Source organism: Bdellovibrio bacteriovorus HD100, from assembly GCF_000196175.1.
GTDB classification, from domain to species: Bacteria; Bdellovibrionota; Bdellovibrionia; order Bdellovibrionales; family Bdellovibrionaceae; genus Bdellovibrio; species Bdellovibrio bacteriovorus.
The window spans coordinates 1,768,912-1,787,011 of the sequence record NC_005363.1; the positions used below are offsets into that span (position 1 = coordinate 1,768,912).

Here is an 18,100-nt window from a genome sequence, read left to right on the forward strand (position 1 = left end):
CCCCTGTCTATGTCATGAACATTGCAATTATCTTTTTTTCAGAACTCTTTTGATCTTCGCAAGACTTTGGCATAAATGCACTGAAATTACTGCAGCTGAAATCACAGAGGGGACCATTCATGGCATTTAATAAAAACATCCTGGTTGTGGGGGCATTGCTTTCTTCGACACTTCTTTCCGCCTGCACCCAGTTTGAGGCTAAGCCTCTGGATAAAATCATCCAGGCGAAACAGGCACCGGCAAACTCCCTGAGTTCTTTCAGCACTCCCGCCGAAATTCCTGCAAATGCCGCTTGTAAGCAGGCGTCCTGCATTACCATTCAAAAGGCTTCTTTGGGGAAGATCTTCCTGCTGATGGCTTCGGGTATCACGTCCGGGATGACGCCGCAGTGGTATGATCTGAAACCTCTGGTGGTGAGCTTTGAAAAATCCGGCAACCGCCTGGCTTTGATCGGTGAAAATTACAACAGCATCTATTCTGAAATCCGCACCGTGAATCTGATCCAGAGTTTCGAAGTGATTTCTGAAGACGCAACGTCCATCACGTTTGACTGGGGACAGGGTCTAAAAAGTTTTGTCCTTCAGCGTTCCTATGATGTTGATGCACCTCGTGGCAATGTGGATTTGACCGACAGCTCTTTGGCCTCCATTCCGGTGATTGATTCTTTTGTGACCGGAATCAAGTTTGATGAAAAAAACATTGAACTGAATCAGCTTTCAAAAATCCGCAGTGATGTGGTGAAGGCGGGTTCTGACAAGTCCCTGAATCATGAGCCGCGGGAAGAGACGCTGAACATGAACATTCAGATCCGTGCGTATGATCTGTCTAAGAACTTCAAGGCCAAAGAATACGACAGCTCCCGCCGTGTGGGTTTCTTCGTCACGAAGTATCGTAAGCTTGGCTACAGCAAGGAAATGACGAATCTGATCACCAAGTGGGATATTTCCCCAGAAAAGGGCCCAATCAAGGTGCGGGTTTCCGAGGCTGTTCCAGAGGACTATCTGGCGGCGGTGACCGAAGGGGCTCTTTATTGGAATAAAGTCTTTGGCCGTGATGTGATCCAAGTTGTGACCGGTGTTTCTGTGGATGCCAAACCTGAAGATCGCAGTATCATCGTGCGCTGGATCCCGTGGCTGGACTCCGGGGCGGCTTACGCCATCGGTCAGTCCGATCCGTTGACGGGCGAACTTTTGCGCGCTCAGGTGTTCATGCCGTCCGTATTCACGTCTGTCGGTTCTGCGGATCTGGTAAAACTTAACGGGGATGTTCCTGTCGTCGCTGCAGGTGCGATTGCCTGTGACCTCACCGAGTCTTTGCTGGCTCTGAACAAGATCGCCCGCGAGGCCGGCGACTCTCAACGTCTTAGACTGGCTCAGGACAGCGTGCGTGCCACTGTGGCGCATGAGTTGGGGCATGCCTTGGGTATGCGCCACAACTTTGCAGGGTCCTCTTCTGCGAAGGTTTCAACTCAGGAAATTTACGATTCTGCTAAAACGTACTTGCGTGATCCAAATCATCAGGGGCTGGAAACTTCCACCAGTATCATGGATTATGTCAGCGGTATCGATGACATTCTGATGTCCGGTCGTATTAAATATTCTGCGCTTTCCTATGACAAGATGGCGATGGACTGGGCTTATTCCGAAAACGACACGGCTTTGGATGAAAAAATCAGCCGCTACTGCACGGATGATGATATCGCTGTGGCGAATTCTCAAGGGTTGCAGATCTATGGTTGTGAGCGTTTTGATGCGGGCAACAACCCCTTGCTGCGCAAATACCTGGATGCGGTGGATGAACGTGATGACCTGGTGAAGGTTCTGTTTGCCTCCATCATTGGTCGTTTGTACCCAGCCGATCAGCCGGGTGTGGTTCGCAATCTGGATGCGGTTTTGGCGGACACAGTCAAATGGGGCCGTGCGAATATTGATCTGACTTTTGTTTCCCAGGTTCTGTTTGACAGCACCAAGAATGGACAGCCGGCAGCAAGCTTTGCATCTTTGACGGCGGTAAAAACCGGCAAGATCATGTATGCGCGTCTGGGACTGGATGAGCAGTTGATGAAAGAACGTGCCGCCTCCTTGAAGGAAGTCGGCGGTTATGCGGCTTTGTTGAACGGTTTGATGCGCGATAGTAAAGGCAACATCAACACGAAGTGGCTGGATCAACAGATTGAAGAGCTGAAAGCGGCTCCGTACCTGGCTCAAGGTAAAACTTTGGGTGGTCGTGAGTATGTTCTGACGGAAGCTCAGCAAAGAAAGATCCTGAAGTTCATGGACAGCATCCGTCCGGTGAATGACAAGGTTTTGCTGGCTGGTGGTGCGACCTTGTTACCGAAACTGAACGAAGCCGTGGAAGAGGCCAATGGTGCTAAAGCCATCGTGACGTCCTTGCTGGGTCAGAATTTGTTGGATGAATCCGAAGCAGAGTCCCTGACGGCCTTGTATCTGGATCTGGCTCAGGCGGCGACGGGGACTGTGGTTGTGAAAGTGGGCCCGGGTCTTACCAAAGAAGTGACATTGCCATACTCCTGGTTGAAGGCGGATGAAAAGGCTTACTTCGGGAAGCTGTTGTCTTCTCAAGGTCTGCGCTTTGATATGACTTTGCGTGTGGCGAAGGCCCGCTCTGAACAGCTGAAAAAAATCGCCGGCTTGTTGGCTGAGATTGATCCCTCTTTGGATCCGGTGACCGAGCCCAATCTGACCACGTTGCCTCAGCGTCTTTTGACGGGCGGTTTGGTGGATGCGGCAGCGGCGGCTTGGTTGAAAGCTGAGATCGAAGTTCTGGCGGCTTTAAGCAAGATACAATAGTAGTTATAGAGAGAGTGAGTTTGATGAAAAGGCCGGCTTTGTACCGGCCTTTTTTATTTGTCTCAAAGCGAGACGGGCATCGGGGACTGTCGAAAGTTTTTGCGCCTGCTTCCCTGAAATGGCGCCCTTGGGTTCTTCGTATCAGCACGAAACGAAAAAGGGGCGCCAGATCCAATATAGCATTGGCACGGCTGGTCCGCCTCTTGCCTTAGGGATATGTAGGAGGCGATTATGACAAACTCTATCTTTAAAAATAAAATGCTGGGTGTTCTGCTACTGGCGGTTCTTTCCCTCAGTGCATGTGCCAAAAAGGATAGCAGCTCTGTTCGCGTCGCAGGCCGCACGACCAGCACGGGAACAGCTTCCGGTGGTGGCGTCAGTCAGGGTGGAACTACAACAAGTGGTACTTGCGGTACTTCCTCTGCCGGTAAAATCTTTGATCAATATGCTTCCCCTCAATTTGAAACTCAGGTGAAGAACTTTGTTTCCGCTACTTTGGACCCACAATCATTGGGCTCTGTGAGCGGTAACATCAACGACAGAACCGGTGTGGATCTGTTTGCGACCTTCAAGTTTGACAGCGCGGGCAGCCTGATTCCGGCTGAATCCAATATGTTGATCAAGATCTTCGATTCTTATGCGAATCAGGTCTACAACGGTCAGGTGATCCAGCCTTACTCGGTGTCTTTCTCTCAGGCTTCTGAGGGCATGATTGATCGCAACACGCGTCAATTCCAGGTTAAGTTCAGAGACGGTTATGGTGAAATCATCTTCCAAGGTGCTTACGATAACAGCATCGCCGAAGGCACTGTTTACTACCAGAACTACACTGCGGTTGCCGGTTACCAGCCAACCAGCGGGACCCTGGGCACCTTCCGCTTGCATGCCTGCTCCTTGATCAAATAAGCGCCGCGTCTTGCTTCACCCCCTATCGAGTTTGAAGATAGGGGAATGCCTCAACGTTTCATTTTCGAATCATCCATTTTAGACTCCGTTGTCGGAGGACATTCAGCCATCGATATCCCCAGGCTGAATATTCATACCCTCGAGGCTGCCAGTTCCTTCCTTTTAAGCTATGGCTTTGATATCACCCGCGAAGACGAACTGGAAAGACTGTGGTATTTCCACCGTCGCGCTTTGGTGTTGATGCTGGAAAAACTGGGTTTTCAGGACACGGACCTGCCTGAAGTTTTCCGTGACCGTAAAAAACTGGGCGACATCCGCCAACTTCTGATTTTTGCCAGCTCCCAGAATCCGCAAGAACAACAGCTGCAGCGCTGGGCTTGTGCGATCATCCGCTGTATGCACGTCTTTGTGCATGCGGAAAATGATCTGTTCAGTTCGTTCTCGGAAGAAATTCAGTCCCAAATCCTGACCCCGTTCCAGAACTGCATTTTGCATGACGGAAACACCCATCGCACCTTTATGAAAAGCCCGACTGACCAGTTGGATCAGGTCGAACTGATGGGCTTTGAAGTAAAGCCCTTCAAAACGTCTTCCAGCACCGTGATCAAGCTTCTGGCGAAACCCGATGCCTTGGCGATGAAGATCTTTGACAAGCTGGGTGTGCGCTTTGTGACCCGCAATCTGTTTGATTCCTTCCAGGTCGTGCGCTTCCTGATCAAAGAGGACATCATCAGCTTCCCGCACATCATGCCGGATCAAAGCTCCAACAATCTTTATCCGGTGAATTTATTCATGAGTGTTTGTGATGATCTATCCCATCGTCTGGACACCTTGGATGAAAAAAGCATCCAAGAGGCCTTTGATCAGAAGCTGCTTGAGGAAGGCGACAACGCCAAGTTCCTGCGCAAAGAGAATTTCTTTTCGGGGCAGGATTATAAATTTATCAAATTCATTTCCCGTAAGCTGATCCATATCAAACCCCAGGGCGGCAAAGAGGCTTTCAGCTTCTTCTATCCCTTTGAGGTTCAGATCATGGACAAGTCCGCTCACGACCGTATTTTGTCCGGTCCCAGCGAACATCAGGCTTACAAGGAACGTCAACGAACGGCCGCCAGAAAGCGTCTGTTTCCGGATCCAGGTTAATTATGTTTTTAAAACTTCTTTCTTATCCTCGTTCTTTGCTGGGTGCGCTTCTGCTGCCGATTCACACGGTGCTGTGTTCTGCGGCGATGGTCATCTGCAATATTCTGTTTAACAACCGCAAGCTGGAAGACCACATCGTCGAGTTCTGGACCCGCAACTGCTGTCGCATGTTCAATGTGAAAGTGGAAGTCAAAGGCCTGGAAAACCGTCCCGAAGGCGGCTTCCTGTACGTCTTTAATCACACCAGTTTCTTCGACATCTTTGCCATGAACGGCTGGTTGGGGTCTTTCCGTTTCGGGGCAAAAATTGAACTTTTCAGCATTCCGGTGTTTGGCGCCGGGATGAGACGCGCCGGCATTCTGCCCATCGCCAGAAATCGTCGTGACGAGGTCTTTAAAGTCTATCAGGCCGCCGAAGCGCGCATCAAAGCCGGAGAGCGTTTTGCATTGGCGCCGGAAGGTACGCGCCAGAAAACCGAAACTCTGGGGCCCTTCAAGTCCGGTCCGTTCATCTTCGCCATCAGCGCCAAAGCACCAATCGTGCCGGTCGTTGTGAAGGGGGCCGCCGCGATCATGTCCAAAGGGCAGCTTGTTCCGAATTGGGGCGTGTGGAGTCGCACAATCACGCTGGAGGTTCTTCCTCCGGTCAGCACCGAAGGATACACTATTGAAGATCGTCCCGTGCTGCAGGAAAAGGTTCGCAAAATGATGGAGCCTTACTTCGCAGTGGACAACTTCTAACGTCCAATTTCGAATTTCCAAACGGGGGTTTGGGTGAAAAGCTTTCAGGAGTTCTGGCCTCTGTTCTGACGAAGCAATGGAACCTGCGGGGGGATTTTAAAATGTTCTATCAGATGTGTGCAGGAAAGCTTTGGTCATGAGTAAATTTCGTCTGGCGCTGGGGTCGGCCTCTTGTCGTGATAATAAAAGCAAAGATCCGCAAGTGCAGGAAGTCTGTCGCATTCTTTTGGAAAAGCTGGAGGCCTTGAAGTCCTCTGATCCTATTTTCTTGAAAAGCTTCCCTCTGGATCACAGTGAAATCATGGAAATCAACGGCCGCGAAGTGCTGATGACCGTGTTTCATGATCGTCTGCCAAAGGAAGAATCCCTGCTGGTGATTCAGGCCTATTATTCAACCTGGAAGTTTCCAAATTTTATTTCTTTAAGCGGGGTCGGGAAGGTCTTTGCTGAGGGCTTTTTGCTGAATAAGACCGGTGAAGTGAAAGAAGCCCCGGAATCCCTTTTGTGGGATTATCGTTAGGGGCTTTTTTTAGTTGCGAACCACATTCCAGGTCGTGCCTTCCAAGGAGCTTCGCAGTTTCACGCGCGAGCTTCCGGTGTCCACAGAAATTTGAATCTGGGAATTTGGCAGAGCTTCAATCTGCGTCAGGCGCAGGATCTTTGGATTGCGGTGATAGGCGGATTCAATGGCCTGGGCCAGTTTGTCCCAGCGAATGAAGGGCTCAAAGCTTTTACCCTGATTCGTGGATTTGAAAGATCCCACAAACCACACACCACTGGGGTGAATGCTCACCGGATAATTCTGTTTTCCAAACTGCGGAATAGCGGTCCAGGTCAGGCCATCATCGGTGCGATAAATACCTTCCGAAGACACCAGTCCACGCACGGACGTTTTGCTTTCAAAGGCGATGGAATAAATCTCACGCTTTAAAAGCGTGTCGGTCAGGATTTGTTTTGATGGTTCCACCACGGGGTTTTGCGGCAGCAGCAAATCTGTTTTTTTCCACCAGACTTCGCCGTGACCATCGACGCGGCTGATACCCCAGATGACGGCTTCGGGCTTTTGAATCTCCACGCGGGCGCGCAGGGGCGGGCCATAGCTGGTCGAATCCGGTCGGATCACAATCGCACGCAAAGGGCTGGTCACATAGCCCAGCACCTCGGACATGTCGACGTTTTCACCTTTTTTGGTCAGGATCTTGTTGTTGTTTCTAAAAGCCACTGTCAGCCAGCTTTTCTTCGGGTGATACGCCAGCGTTGCAAAGTCGGCGCGGTTCACAAAGTGCGTGATGTCGACAAAGCCCACCTTGCCGTTGTATTGAATTTTCAAAAAGCTCGTGGTCACTTCCAGCGGTATCACACGTTTTAAACGTGGCAAAGTGGTCAGAACTTTGCCAAAGCTGGAAGGCTCGGTGCGCACATAAGTGTCGATCAGATTCATGTACACGCCGGGATCGTCATGACGTGTGGTCAGCAGATGCAAAGGCAGCCAGCCTTGCGTGGTTGAATTTCGTTCTTTCACTCGCGCCCAGTAATCGTCACACTCCAGAAGTTCCAGTTGATGACCTCCCGGAACGGATTTCACCAGGGAAGAGTCACTGCGATTCAGGCTGAGCAAGGTCACCGGGCTGCGGGTTTCCACGAAGCGGGCTACTTGAATGTCGCGAATCAGGCGATCCCCCGAAAGAGAATAGCTCTTACGGTCCCAAGAGACGGTGAAAGAGGCCTCCATCTCGGTGCGAAGAAGAGAGTTTTCCAGAGATGTTCGACTCACCTGGCCAGAGGGAAAAGCGCTGGTTTTACTGCGATAAAACGACACGGCTTTCGATGCATCCGTGGCTAAAGCCGCAAAAGTGCTGGGAGAGCTGAAAATGAACGACAACGAGAGAAAAAAGGCTGACCGCATCGTTCTATTTTGAGGCTTTAGGCTCGGTGCTCTCAAGGCCAGAAGTTTTGACCTCTGGCCTAAAGTAAAGTATCTAAATCAGGCTGTTTTAAATACATATTAACGCGGAGTGATAAATGAATATCAAAACGATCGGCGTCGTAGGCGCAGGACAGATGGGTAATGGCATCGCACAAGTGGCGGCAAACTTTGGTTTTAACGTCATCATGATGGACGTGAGCGGTGCAGCTCTTGAAAAAGGGATCGCTACTATTGCTGGCAGCTGTGATCGTATTATCAAAAAAGGCGGCATGACTGAGGCTGACAAGGCCACTTTGTTGGGTCGTATCAAGACCGCTCAGGAAACGGCGGGTCTGAAAGATTGCGACATCGTGATCGAAGCCGCGACTGAAAACATCGACCTGAAACTCAAGATCTTCAAGGACCTGGACGCGACCGTAAAACCGGAAGCATTGTTGGTGTCCAATACATCTTCCATCTCCATCACTAAAATTGCCGGCGTGACCAAACGTCCAACAAAAGTGGCGGGCATGCACTTCATGAATCCTGTTCCGTTGATGAAACTTGTGGAAGGCATCCGTGGTCTTCAGACTTCCGATGAAACTTTCGCCATTGTTAAATCTCTGGCAGAAAAAATGGACAAAGTTTTCGTTGAGTCCGTAAAAGACATGCCAGGCTTCATCGTGAACCGCGTTCTTATGCCGATGATCAACGAAGCGGTTTACACTCTTCACGAGGGCATCGCTTCCGTGGATGCTATCGACAACGCGATGAAATTGGGAACGAATCAGCCCATGGGTCCTTTGACTTTGGCTGACTTCATCGGTCTGGATACTTGCCTTGCGATCATGAACGTTCTGCATGAAGGTCTGGGTGATTCCAAGTACCGTCCGTGTCCATTGCTGGTGAAATACGTTGAAGCCGGCTGGTTGGGTCGTAAAACAGGTCGTGGTTTCTACGACTACTCTGCAAAGTAATTGAGGTCTGATAATGGCAAGCAATTATAAAACAATTCTTCTTGAACAAAAAACACACGGGGTTTGGGTTCTGACGATCAACCGTCCAGAATCTTTGAACGCCCTGAACTCCACCGTGCTGAACGAAATGGGTGAAGCCCTTCGTCAGATCGGTGAAATGGACTATTCCGATGCGCGCGCTTTGATTATCACGGGTGCTGGTGAAAAAGCTTTCGTGGCGGGTGCCGACATCAAGGAAATCCATGATCTGGACGAAGAAAAGGCGCTGGTCTTTGCTCAGCGTGGCCAGAGCATCTTCCATGAACTGACGCTTTTGAAAATCCCGGTGATCGCTGCGGTGAACGGCTTTGCCCTGGGGGGCGGCTGTGAACTGGCGCTGGGTTGTGATTTCATCTATGCCGCTGAAAATGCGAAATTCGGTTTGCCGGAAGTTTCTTTGGGATTGATCCCAGGCTTCGGTGGCACGGTTCGTATGGCGCGCGCGGTGGGTTCCCGTCGTGCCCGTGAGTTGACTTATACCGGTGGCATGATCACCGCGGCAGAAGCTTTGTCTGCAGGTCTGGTGAACAAAGTCGTTCCTCAAGCGGAACTGATGAACACTGTGATGAAAACTGTTGAGGCTATTTTGGCCAAAGCGCCGATTGCCGTGGGTTCTGCGAAGTTCTCCATCAATCAGGCTTGGGACATGGACGTTGAAGAAGCGCAGAAAAATGAAGCAAGAATCTTTGCGGAACTTTTCACTTCTGAAGATGTTAAAGAAGGCACGGGTGCCTTCATCGAGAAACGCAAAGCTGAATTTAAAGGTCGATAAGACATATGGCATACACACCGAAGAATCCGATCCGAATTGTCACTGCAGCCGCTCTGTTTGACGGCCATGACGCCAGCATCAATATCATGCGCCGTATCCTTCAGGATATGGGTGCGGAAGTCATTCACCTGGGGCACAACCGCTCGGTGAGTGATGTGGTGAAGGCCGTGTTGCAGGAAGGCGCCCAGGGCGTCTGCATCAGCTCCTATCAAGGGGGCCACATGGAGTACTTCAAGTACATGAAGGATCTTCTGGATGAAGCCGGTGCCGGTTACGTGAAAATCTACGGCGGCGGCGGCGGTGTGATTGTCTTTGATGAGAAAAAAGAACTTGAGGCCTATGGCATCGCCCAGATCTTCCACCCGGAAGACGGTCGTCGCATGGGTCTTGAGGGCATGATTGAAATGATCATCAAGGGTTGTGATTTCGACCTGCTGGAAAAGCAAAAAGAATTCAAAACCAAAAAGAACATCTTTAACGGCGACACCGTTCCTTCTGTGGAACTGGGTGTGGCTTTGACCGCGATTGAAAACGGTCACAAGGATTTCTCTTTGAACGCCTTTGGTCTGGAGTCTTTCAAAGCCAACAAAGAACCTCTGGTTTTGGGTATCACCGGGACCGGTGGTGCGGGTAAGTCCTCTTTGATTGATGAAATGGTGCAAAGATACCTGAATGCGTATCCAGACAAGAAAATCGCCGTGGTGTGCGTGGATCCATCCAAGCGCAAAACTGGTGGTTCCCTGCTGGGGGATCGTATTCGTATGAACTCTTTGTCCCGCAACCGCGTGTTCATGCGCTCGGTGGCGTCCCGTGGTTCAGGTCGCGAGATCGCTTCTTCTTTGCCGGACATTCTGAAATTTATCCGTCAACTGGACTTTGATTTCGTTATCGCCGAAACCTCTGGTATCGGTCAGGGGAATATGGCGATCACGGAAGTCAGTGATATGTCCATGTACGTGATGACCTCTGATTTCGGTGCGCAATCACAGTTAGAGAAGATTGACATGATCGATTTCGCCGACCTGGTGGCGGTGAACAAAGCCGACCGTCGTGGGGCGCTGGATGCTCTTCGTGATGTGACCAAACAATATAAACGTTCTCGCAAGATCTTTGATGAAAAGGTCGAGGTTCCGGTCTTCCTGACTCAGGCCTCCCAGTTCAATGATGGTGGCGTGAATAAATTGTTCTTCCGTTTGGCTGATATCCTTGAAAGCAAGCAGCCAGGCAAATGGGTTGTCAATGCCCAGTACAAGAACAACATCCTGTCTGCGGAAGAGCATGTGATCATTCCGGCAGACCGTCAGAACTATTTGGCGGAAATCACTTCCACCATTCATAAATACAAAAAGCGCACTGAAACTCTGGCGGAAAAAGCGTCCCAGCTGGGTGGTTTGCAAAAAGTCGCGCCTTTGTTGAATGCAGATCCTGCGACCGTGAAAAAAGTGGAAGCGGACCTAAGCTCTGAGTTCACTGCGGAAGAACTGGATCAACTGAAAAACTTCGAAGGTCTGATCAAGACCTATTCCGGTGATGAACTGGTGTTCAAAGTCCGTGACAAAGAACTGCGTCAGCCAATGGTGCGCGAATCCCTGTCCGGCACTAAAATCCGCCGTGTGGTTGTTCCTAAGTTCAAAGACTGGGGCGATCGCTTCCGTTATTTGAAACTTGAAAACGTGCCGGGGGAATTCCCGTTCACGGCCGGCGTGTTCCAGTTAAAACGCGCCGATGAAGACCCTAAGCGTATGTTCGCGGGCGAAGGAACTCCAGAGCGCACGAATCGTCGTTTCCACTATCTTACAAAAGGCGAGACGGCACACCGTCTTTCCACGGCATTTGATTCCGTGACCTTGTACGGTCAGGATCCAGATCAGCGTCCGGATATCTTCGGTAAAGTCGGGGAGTCTGGTGTTAGCATCTGTACTTTGAACGACATGAAAAAGCTGTATGCGGGCTTTGATCTGATCAACCCGAATACTTCCGTGTCCATGACTATCAATGGTCCTGCACCAATGATTCTGGCCTTCTATTTCAATACTGCGATTGATCAGCAGGTTGAAAAGAAAGAAAAAGAACTGGGTCGCAAGCTGACTGAAAGCGAGTGGAATGATCTGGCCGTCTGGACCCTGCAACAGGTTCGTGGGACGGTTCAAGCTGACATCCTGAAAGAAGATCAGGGTCAGAACACCTGCATCTTCTCTATCAACTTCGCCTTGAAGATGATGGGCGACATTCAAGAGTACTTCGTTCGCAGCAAAATCCGTAACTTCTACTCTGTCAGTATCTCCGGATACCACATTGCGGAAGCGGGCGCGAATCCGATTTCTCAGTTGGCGTTCACGCTGTCCAATGGTTTCACGTTTGTTGAATACTATCTGGCGCGCGGTCTGAAGGTGGATGACTTCGCTCCGAACCTGTCCTTCTTCTTCTCCAACGGTCTGGATCCGGAATATTCCGTATTGGGCCGTGTGGCTCGTCGTATCTGGGCTGTGGCGATGCGTGACCTGTATAAGGGCAACGATCGTTCTCAGAAGTTGAAGTACCACATTCAGACGTCGGGTCGTTCCCTGCATGCGCAGGAAATTGACTTCAATGACATCCGCACGACTTTGCAGGCGTTGATTGCTCTTTATGACAACTGCAACAGCTTGCACACGAACGCGTACGATGAAGCCATCACCACACCGACGGAAGAATCTGTTCGTCGTGCGATGGCGATTCAGCTGATCATCAACCGTGAATTCGGCATGACCATGAATGAAAACCCAATGCAGGGTTCATTCTTCATCGACGAGCTGACGGACCTGGTAGAAGAAGCGGTCTTGAATGAATTTAAAAAAATCAACGAACGCGGTGGCGTTCTGGGTGCAATGGAAACGCAGTACCAGCGTTCCAAAATCCAGGAAGAGTCCCTGTACTATGAGCGCCTGAAACATGATGGCACTTTGCCGATCATTGGTGTGAACACCTTCATCGATCCAAAAACGATGGCGGCCGATTACGTTCCACCTAAGATTGAACTGGCGCGCGCGTCTTACGAAGAGAAAAACGCTCAGCTGGATAACGTCCACAAGTACCAGGAAGATCATGCCTCCGAAGGTGCCAAGTCGTTGCAGAATCTGAAAGACACCGTCCTCAGCGGCGGCAACATCTTCGCAGCCCTGATGACCGCAGCAAGATATTGCAGCTTGTACCAAATGACTCAAGCCCTGTACGAAGTCGGTGGCCAATACCGCCGTAACCTCTAAAAGGTGCCTGGTTGTTTTTTCTGGCAATAATGCGTTAGAAGCTCAAAGGGCTGCCATTCGGCGGCCCTTTTTTTATTTGGAAGTTGGCAGGGTGATCTTCAGGGTGGCCCCTTGGATTTCGTTGCCGCTAAGACGGTTTTCGATGTTCAGAGTGCCGTTGTGAAGGTCGGTGATGGCCTTCATGATCACGGAACCCAGGCCCAGCGAGAAATGTCCGTTCTTGGTGATCTTTCTGCCGCGGAATTCCCGACGCTGACCGAAGGTTTTCAAGGCTTCTGCATCCAGACCCTGGCCGTTATCGGAAATCTCGATGGTCAAAGAATCAGAACTTTCATGAATGCGCACGTCCACGGTGGACTCGGCATAGCGTTCGGCATTTTCAAGGCCATTGCGGATCAGACGCTGGATCAAGTGGCTGTCACCCAGAACCGGTGGCACGGTGCCACCTTCAAGGCTCCATTTGATTTTTGAGTCGCTGTGCTGGCGATGGCGGACTTCCTGGGTCAGCAGATTCATAACGTCTATGCGCTCGGTGCTGGCTTTGAAGTGTGGTTCATCCAACGAGGCGATGGTCATTAACTGCTCAATCAGATCCTTGAAATAGTCAATTTCGCGAATCAGGACATCAAACAGCTCTCCGCGTTTTTCCGCGGACAGTTTGTCATGGTGGATCTGCAGGGTCTCAAACGAAGTTTTTAAGCTGGTCAGCGGGGTGCGCAGATCATGTCCCATTTCCTGCAACAATTGTTTGCGGGTTCTTTCGGTGGCGTGGATACGACCCACCAGTTTTTCGATTTCTTCCGCCATCCGGTTGAAGTCCAGCATCAGACCTCCGAATTCGTCCAGGCGGTGAATTTCAAAACGCGCTTTAAGATCGCCTTCTTCCAAGCGATGAAGAACCGAACGGGCTTCCAGGGACTTCCTGCGCATATAGAAAAACAGCGACGCGATCGCCAGAATCAGCGCAATCACGATCATCGCGGAAGTCAGTATGGCTTGAGTGATGATCAAATTCCCCAGCATCGGGCGCGGGGGTTCTTTGATGATCAGGTAAAGCTCGGTCTCGGTGTTCAGGCGGATTACAATTGTAGGGTTGCCAATGCGGAAGAAGTTTTCCGTGGTGACAAATTCTTTGCTGGAGGTCGGGTGCGGCAGGTCTTCCCAAGCCTGCGCCAGAGCAGGTGAATGCTTATAGATCAACACCTGACCCTGACCATTTACGATCCAGGAATCCATATCCATGTGCGGAGGTCGAGGCCCCCGATGATCCGATCCGGGGCCTCCGGGTCCTTTAAAGGGCGGGTGAGGAGGCCGGCCTTCACGTGGAGGAGGTGGTGGTGGCATCATCCCAGCCAAAGGCGGCGGCGGGGGCCCCATCATCGGCGGGCGGAAATCGCGGTCCATGCGCAACAGGTCTTTGTGTTGCGAAACCTGGTCTGCGGGAACCTTCTGCAGTTTCTGTTCGATAGATGAAGCATAAAAGCGCAGGAATTCATCACGGAATCTGGCACCTTGAATGGACATGATACGATTCATGAACAACAAAGAAATCAGACTTAAAACCACCGCGATGGTGATGCTGAAAAGCGAAACTTTGATGAGAGCATTTTTGTTCATGGCTGAGACACCTTCATGAAGAGTATCGGATGAAAATTCATTCCACTCATCATAAATTTAAAGCCACAATTGTTGAGTGTTTGTGGAAAGCCCCCAACTTCAGCCGAAGACGGGCCTGAACCAGAGTCTTTGTCTTGTTTTGGGATGAAAAAGGTCTAGCGTTTGGTCAGCATGCGGGCCAGGAACAGCACAATCATCGCTCCCAGAACCGACGCGATAAAACCAGCCCCTTCACCCACTTCGTACCAGCCCAAAGCACTTCCAACATAGGTTCCCACCACCGAGCCTATGATTCCCAGAAGAGTGGTCATAATGAATCCGCCGCCATCTTTGCCCGGCATCAGGAATTTCGCAATTAAGCCCACGACAAAACCGATGATGATGGTCCAGATGATGCCCATGACTTCCTCCCTGGTGGAAGTTTGATTTTAGAAGTGGGCTTCGGGGAAGTCAGAAAGTCTTCAGCGCTTTTGTGGAAGAACAAGGCTCAAATAAAAACGGCCCCGTTCCCATAGGTGGAGGAACGGGGCCGTAACCTTCAGGACCGTTAGAAGGTTTTATTCACGATAAATTGAACTTTTTGAGAACCCAGGTACTGAGCGCTGTCACGACGAACCACAAGGTCCATGTAAAGCTTAGTGCCTGCCGCCGGATTTACCGGGATGGCTTTCAGGGCAATACCCAGCTCGCCATTAGCCAAAGTGATGGCCTCACGAGTGAAATTCTTTTCGGCCAGCCATTCGATTTTACCATTGGAAAGTTTTTTCCAGACAACCAATTTGTACTGGGACTGAACCTCTTCCAAAGCAGCGGTCTGATCGCGGATGATCACCACGCGTTCAGCGCCGGCACCATCAATACGAACCAGTTGAACCATGGCAGAGTTCTTCAAAGACTGAACCTCGTCCTGATCCAGCTCTTTTTTCTCGTAGCTGGCAGTCTGGTCAAAGCTCAAAGCACCTGAAGCGACATTGGCGCCGTGGCGTTCTACATGCAATTGCACCGTGTATTTGCCCTCACGAGCCAGACCCGGGACTGCCACTGCAAATGCTTTTGCTTCAGTGGATTGCAGGCGTTGTTCGAACAATACGGCCTGGCTTTGCTGATCGCGAACTTCCAAAGTATACACGGAAGTCACACGAGGAGCGGCCACGGTTTCTGTGAACAGAATCTGTCCCTGACCTTTATTGAACTGCAACTTCAGGCCAACAACGGATTTTGTTCCGGCGTTGGATTCGTTCCATTTCGGGGATGTTTTCAGGACGAAGACTTTTTCACGACCATCCTGACGAACTTCAGCAATCTCGTAGGCAAAGATCGAAGAGTTCACTTTAATCTGAACTTCCGGAGCCGCTTCAGTGCCACGCAGAACAACCTGAACGGTTTCTTTTTCGCCAGCCAGCAAAGCTGCTTCCTGAGGGAAGATTACAGCCACTGGTTGAGTGTACTGATGATCAAACACTTCACGGTAACGAGTCACGCAGCAACGAACTTCGTCACGGTATTTAGTGACAGTGCGGGTGCGGGCTTCAGAGCGGTACTTGGTCACAGTGCGAGTGCGCTGTTCCTGACGGTAGCGAACTTCATCACGCCATTTGGTCACCGTGCGAGTTTTGCGAACGCGCTCGTAACCGCATTCACGGTCGGTGTAGGGAACCTGACGGCAGGAAGGGATATCCCGGCAAACGCGAGGACCTTCGGTGCATTCGTTGCGGGTTTTACAGATGCGCTCACCGCGGGCGTTGGTGCCACACTCCGTGATCGGTTGGCAGGTGCGACCACCAGGCTCACACAGTCTTTCGTTGGAGCATTCTTGGCGATATTTAGTGACGTTGCGACACTGGTATTCAGAGTCCCAGTATTCCTCATAGTCGGTGTAGGAAACACGCTCGGTGTAAGGAACCTGTTCGTAGTAGGTCTCAGTGGTCTGATAAGGAACATCTACATAGTAGGTTTCTTCAGCCTGATAGGGAACTTTCTCGGTGTAATTGTCCTGATAAGGTTCCTGTCGATAAACGTTTTTGGAAAGTTCACCGCGAACAGTCAGTGCGGTGTCAGATGTGCGGGTCAGCAGGTCTTGGGTCTTCTCTGTCGGAGCAGCGATGGCTGAAGCTCCGATCATCAGAGTCACAATGACTCCGATTAGTGGTTTAAAGTGCATGTTTCCTCCTCCAATTTGGACAATCGAAGGAGTTTGCAATCATCAAGCCAACCCAAAAGGTACCTGCTTACTTTTGCTGAAGCAGCGCATAAGAAAAAGTCACCAGGCACCTTTTGGAGGAAGGCTTTTGAGGGGATTTCTTATAGTTGTGCGATGATCTTTTCGGCGATGCGGATGCCGTCGCAGGCAGCCGAGGTGATTCCTCCGGCGTAACCGGCGCCTTCACCTGCAGGGTACAGACCTTTGTGTGATACGCTTTCCAAGGTTTCATCGTCACGGGTCACGCGAACCGGGCAACTGGTACGGGACTCGATGCCGTACACTTGAGCCTCTTCAGTTAAGAAGCCCTTCATGCTGCCTTGGAATTTTTCAAAACCTTCGCGCAGGCGAGTCACCATGTGCTTTGGCAGCAGTTCATCCAGACGAATGTTCAATGCTCCCGATGGGGAAGACCCCGGGCGCAAGGCGCGTGGACCCGTCTTGGAGTTTGTCCCTTGCAGGAAGTCCATCAGGTTCTGAGCCGGAAGTTCCCGTGTGCCACCAGCAGCCACAACGGAATTAAAAGCGCGGGTTTCAAGTTCACGGCGCATCTTCATGCCACCAAAAACGTCATCCCCAAAGTTTTTGTCGTGGTCAATACTGATCACGATCGCCGCATTCGCATACGGAGAGTTGCGGTTGTAGTTACTCATCCCGTTGCAGACGATGCCGTCGGCTTCAGTGCCGGAAGAAAGAACGTAACCCCCCGGGCACATGCAGAAGGAATAGACCCCGATGCCGGTTTTGTTGTCGTGATGAGCCAGTTTATAGTTGGCTGCACCCAGCTTGGGGTGTTCAGAGAACTGGCGGTATTGAATTTTATTGATGGAAGCTTGTGAGTGCTCCACGCGAAGCCCCATGGCGAAGGACTTACCATCCAGTTTCACGCCAAGGTCACGCAGGTGATTGATCATGTCTTCGGCCGAGTGGCCGGTGGCCATCACAACGTGCGGGGATCTGAATTCAGTGCCGTGTTCAGTGCGAACACCGACAACTTGTGTGCCTTCGGTCAGAACCTCTGTGACCTGGGTGTTGAAATGAATTTCGCAACCATTGGCGCGCAGGAATTCACGCAGTTTTGGAATGACTCGGCGGATACGGTCTGAACCCACGTGCGGATTTGACAACCACTGGATTTCTTCAGGGGCACCGAACTGCACCAGGCGATTCATCACATAGGGAATGTGCGGGGACTTGATACGGGTGATCAGCTTGCCATCGGAATAAAGACCTGCACCACCTTCGCCGAAGCAAACGTTATTGCGCGGGTCGAGTTTGCCATAACGCCAGTACTGATTGATTCCTTTGATCCGCTCGCCGCTGTCAGAGCCGCGCTCAAACAACACGCAAGGCACGCCTCTTTCCACAAAGCGCAACGCCGCAAACAGACCCGCCGGGCCGGTGCCGACGATCAGGGGTTTTTCTTTGGGGTTTTCAATCTTTTCAAGTTTGAATTCCGGCAGTTCCAAAGTTTCGCCTTTTTCGGCGACCTCGACGGTATAAACGAAATGCGGGGAGTGGGAACGGCGAGCATCCACGGATTGGCGCAGAATGCGATAAGGACCATGTTCAGGGACAAGCCACTGCAATTTTTCTTCTAGGTCGTTATCAATAGGGATTTCAAGATTCTGAATAATCTTGGACATTCTGCCTCCGGGACCTTTTTAGGGTCCAAATTAGGGTCTGATTTCAATACACTGTACTAGAAAGTCCTTTAGGTGACAAAGGGGTCTATTGCAGATATA

The 18,100-nt window shown here is 50.9% G+C and carries 13 protein-coding genes; 8 read left to right on the forward strand and 5 right to left on the reverse strand.

The window, feature by feature from the left end:
• Window positions 1–119: 119 nt before the first annotated feature.
• The 5 genes from BD_RS08395 to BD_RS08415 all read left to right on the forward strand — a co-directional run bounded on the left by BD_RS08395 (window position 120) and on the right by BD_RS08415 (window position 6,119).
• The gene (locus BD_RS08395; protein ID WP_011164301.1) at window positions 120–2,810 is read left to right on the forward strand and encodes a zinc-dependent metalloprotease; all 2,691 of its coding nucleotides are present in this window, start codon (window positions 120–122) and stop codon (window positions 2,808–2,810) included.
• 231 nt (window positions 2,811–3,041) lie between these two features.
• A complete protein-coding gene (locus BD_RS08400) occupies window positions 3,042–3,716 on the forward strand; it encodes a hypothetical protein (protein ID WP_011164302.1) in 675 nt (224 codons plus the stop codon).
• A gap of 45 nt (window positions 3,717–3,761) precedes the next feature.
• Window positions 3,762–4,859 (forward strand): TIGR04552 family protein, encoded by a 1,098-nt coding sequence (locus BD_RS08405; protein WP_011164303.1) that lies wholly within the window; start codon window positions 3,762–3,764, stop codon window positions 4,857–4,859.
• 2 nt (window positions 4,860–4,861) lie between these two features.
• Window positions 4,862–5,599 (forward strand): lysophospholipid acyltransferase family protein, encoded by a 738-nt coding sequence (locus BD_RS08410; protein ID WP_011164304.1) that lies wholly within the window; start codon window positions 4,862–4,864, stop codon window positions 5,597–5,599.
• Window positions 5,600–5,735: 136 nt separating this feature from the next.
• Complete coding sequence (locus tag BD_RS08415) at window positions 5,736–6,119, forward strand: hypothetical protein (protein ID WP_011164306.1); 384 nt, start codon at window positions 5,736–5,738, stop codon at window positions 6,117–6,119.
• 9 nt (window positions 6,120–6,128) lie between these two features.
• Here the strand turns inward: BD_RS08415 and BD_RS08420 are convergent, their stop codons facing one another.
• Window positions 6,129–7,373 (reverse strand): SH3 domain-containing protein, encoded by a 1,245-nt coding sequence (locus tag BD_RS08420; protein WP_231839332.1) that lies wholly within the window; start codon window positions 7,371–7,373, stop codon window positions 6,129–6,131.
• A gap of 248 nt (window positions 7,374–7,621) precedes the next feature.
• Here BD_RS08420 and BD_RS08425 point away from each other — a divergent pair, with 248 nt between their 5' ends.
• Genes BD_RS08425 through icmF form a run of 3 tightly spaced genes read left to right on the forward strand, consistent with a single transcriptional unit; the run spans window position 7,622 to window position 12,538 of the window.
• The gene (locus BD_RS08425) at window positions 7,622–8,482 is read left to right on the forward strand and encodes a 3-hydroxybutyryl-CoA dehydrogenase (RefSeq protein ID WP_011164308.1); all 861 of its coding nucleotides are present in this window, start codon (window positions 7,622–7,624) and stop codon (window positions 8,480–8,482) included.
• 13 nt (window positions 8,483–8,495) lie between these two features.
• Window positions 8,496–9,293 (forward strand): enoyl-CoA hydratase/isomerase family protein, encoded by a 798-nt coding sequence (locus BD_RS08430; RefSeq protein ID WP_011164309.1) that lies wholly within the window; start codon window positions 8,496–8,498, stop codon window positions 9,291–9,293.
• 5 nt (window positions 9,294–9,298) lie between these two features.
• Window positions 9,299–12,538 carry a fused isobutyryl-CoA mutase/GTPase IcmF gene (gene icmF, locus BD_RS08435; RefSeq protein WP_011164310.1) on the forward strand — a complete coding sequence of 1,080 codons (3,240 nt, stop codon included), beginning with the start codon at window positions 9,299–9,301 and terminating at the stop codon, window positions 12,536–12,538.
• A gap of 72 nt (window positions 12,539–12,610) precedes the next feature.
• On the opposite strand, the gene BD_RS08440 is transcribed toward icmF, so the two are convergent.
• The 4 genes from BD_RS08440 to BD_RS08455 all read right to left on the reverse strand — a co-directional run bounded on the left by BD_RS08440 (window position 12,611) and on the right by BD_RS08455 (window position 18,001).
• A complete protein-coding gene (locus BD_RS08440; protein WP_011164311.1) occupies window positions 12,611–14,155 on the reverse strand; it encodes a sensor histidine kinase in 1,545 nt (514 codons plus the stop codon).
• A gap of 155 nt (window positions 14,156–14,310) precedes the next feature.
• A complete protein-coding gene (locus BD_RS08445) occupies window positions 14,311–14,556 on the reverse strand; it encodes a GlsB/YeaQ/YmgE family stress response membrane protein (RefSeq protein ID WP_011164312.1) in 246 nt (81 codons plus the stop codon).
• A 146-nt stretch (window positions 14,557–14,702) separates the two neighbouring features.
• The gene (locus tag BD_RS08450; RefSeq protein WP_011164314.1) at window positions 14,703–16,316 is read right to left on the reverse strand and encodes a hypothetical protein; all 1,614 of its coding nucleotides are present in this window, start codon (window positions 16,314–16,316) and stop codon (window positions 14,703–14,705) included.
• A gap of 140 nt (window positions 16,317–16,456) precedes the next feature.
• Complete coding sequence (locus BD_RS08455) at window positions 16,457–18,001, reverse strand: NAD(P)/FAD-dependent oxidoreductase (RefSeq protein WP_011164315.1); 1,545 nt, start codon at window positions 17,999–18,001, stop codon at window positions 16,457–16,459.
• Window positions 18,002–18,100: the final 99 nt, after the last annotated feature.

Bases quoted from the DNA above. Each gene is read 5' to 3' on its own strand.
- BD_RS08395 (WP_011164301.1), top strand. From the start codon at position 120: ATGGCATTTAATAAAAACATCCTGGTTGTGGGGGCATTGCTTTCTTCG.
- BD_RS08400 (WP_011164302.1), top strand. From the start codon at position 3,042: ATGACAAACTCTATCTTTAAAAATAAAATGCTGGGTGTTCTGCTACTG.
- BD_RS08405 (WP_011164303.1), top strand. From the start codon at position 3,762: ATGCCTCAACGTTTCATTTTCGAATCATCCATTTTAGACTCCGTTGTC.
- BD_RS08410 (WP_011164304.1), top strand. From the start codon at position 4,862: ATGTTTTTAAAACTTCTTTCTTATCCTCGTTCTTTGCTGGGTGCGCTT.
- BD_RS08415 (WP_011164306.1), top strand. From the start codon at position 5,736: ATGAGTAAATTTCGTCTGGCGCTGGGGTCGGCCTCTTGTCGTGATAAT.
- BD_RS08425 (WP_011164308.1), top strand. From the start codon at position 7,622: ATGAATATCAAAACGATCGGCGTCGTAGGCGCAGGACAGATGGGTAAT.
- BD_RS08430 (WP_011164309.1), top strand. From the start codon at position 8,496: ATGGCAAGCAATTATAAAACAATTCTTCTTGAACAAAAAACACACGGG.
- icmF (WP_011164310.1), top strand. From the start codon at position 9,299: ATGGCATACACACCGAAGAATCCGATCCGAATTGTCACTGCAGCCGCT.
- BD_RS08440 (WP_011164311.1), bottom strand. From the start codon at position 14,155: ATGAACAAAAATGCTCTCATCAAAGTTTCGCTTTTCAGCATCACCATC.
- BD_RS08445 (WP_011164312.1), bottom strand. From the start codon at position 14,556: ATGGGCATCATCTGGACCATCATCATCGGTTTTGTCGTGGGCTTAATT.
- BD_RS08450 (WP_011164314.1), bottom strand. From the start codon at position 16,316: ATGCACTTTAAACCACTAATCGGAGTCATTGTGACTCTGATGATCGGA.
- BD_RS08455 (WP_011164315.1), bottom strand. From the start codon at position 18,001: ATGTCCAAGATTATTCAGAATCTTGAAATCCCTATTGATAACGACCTA.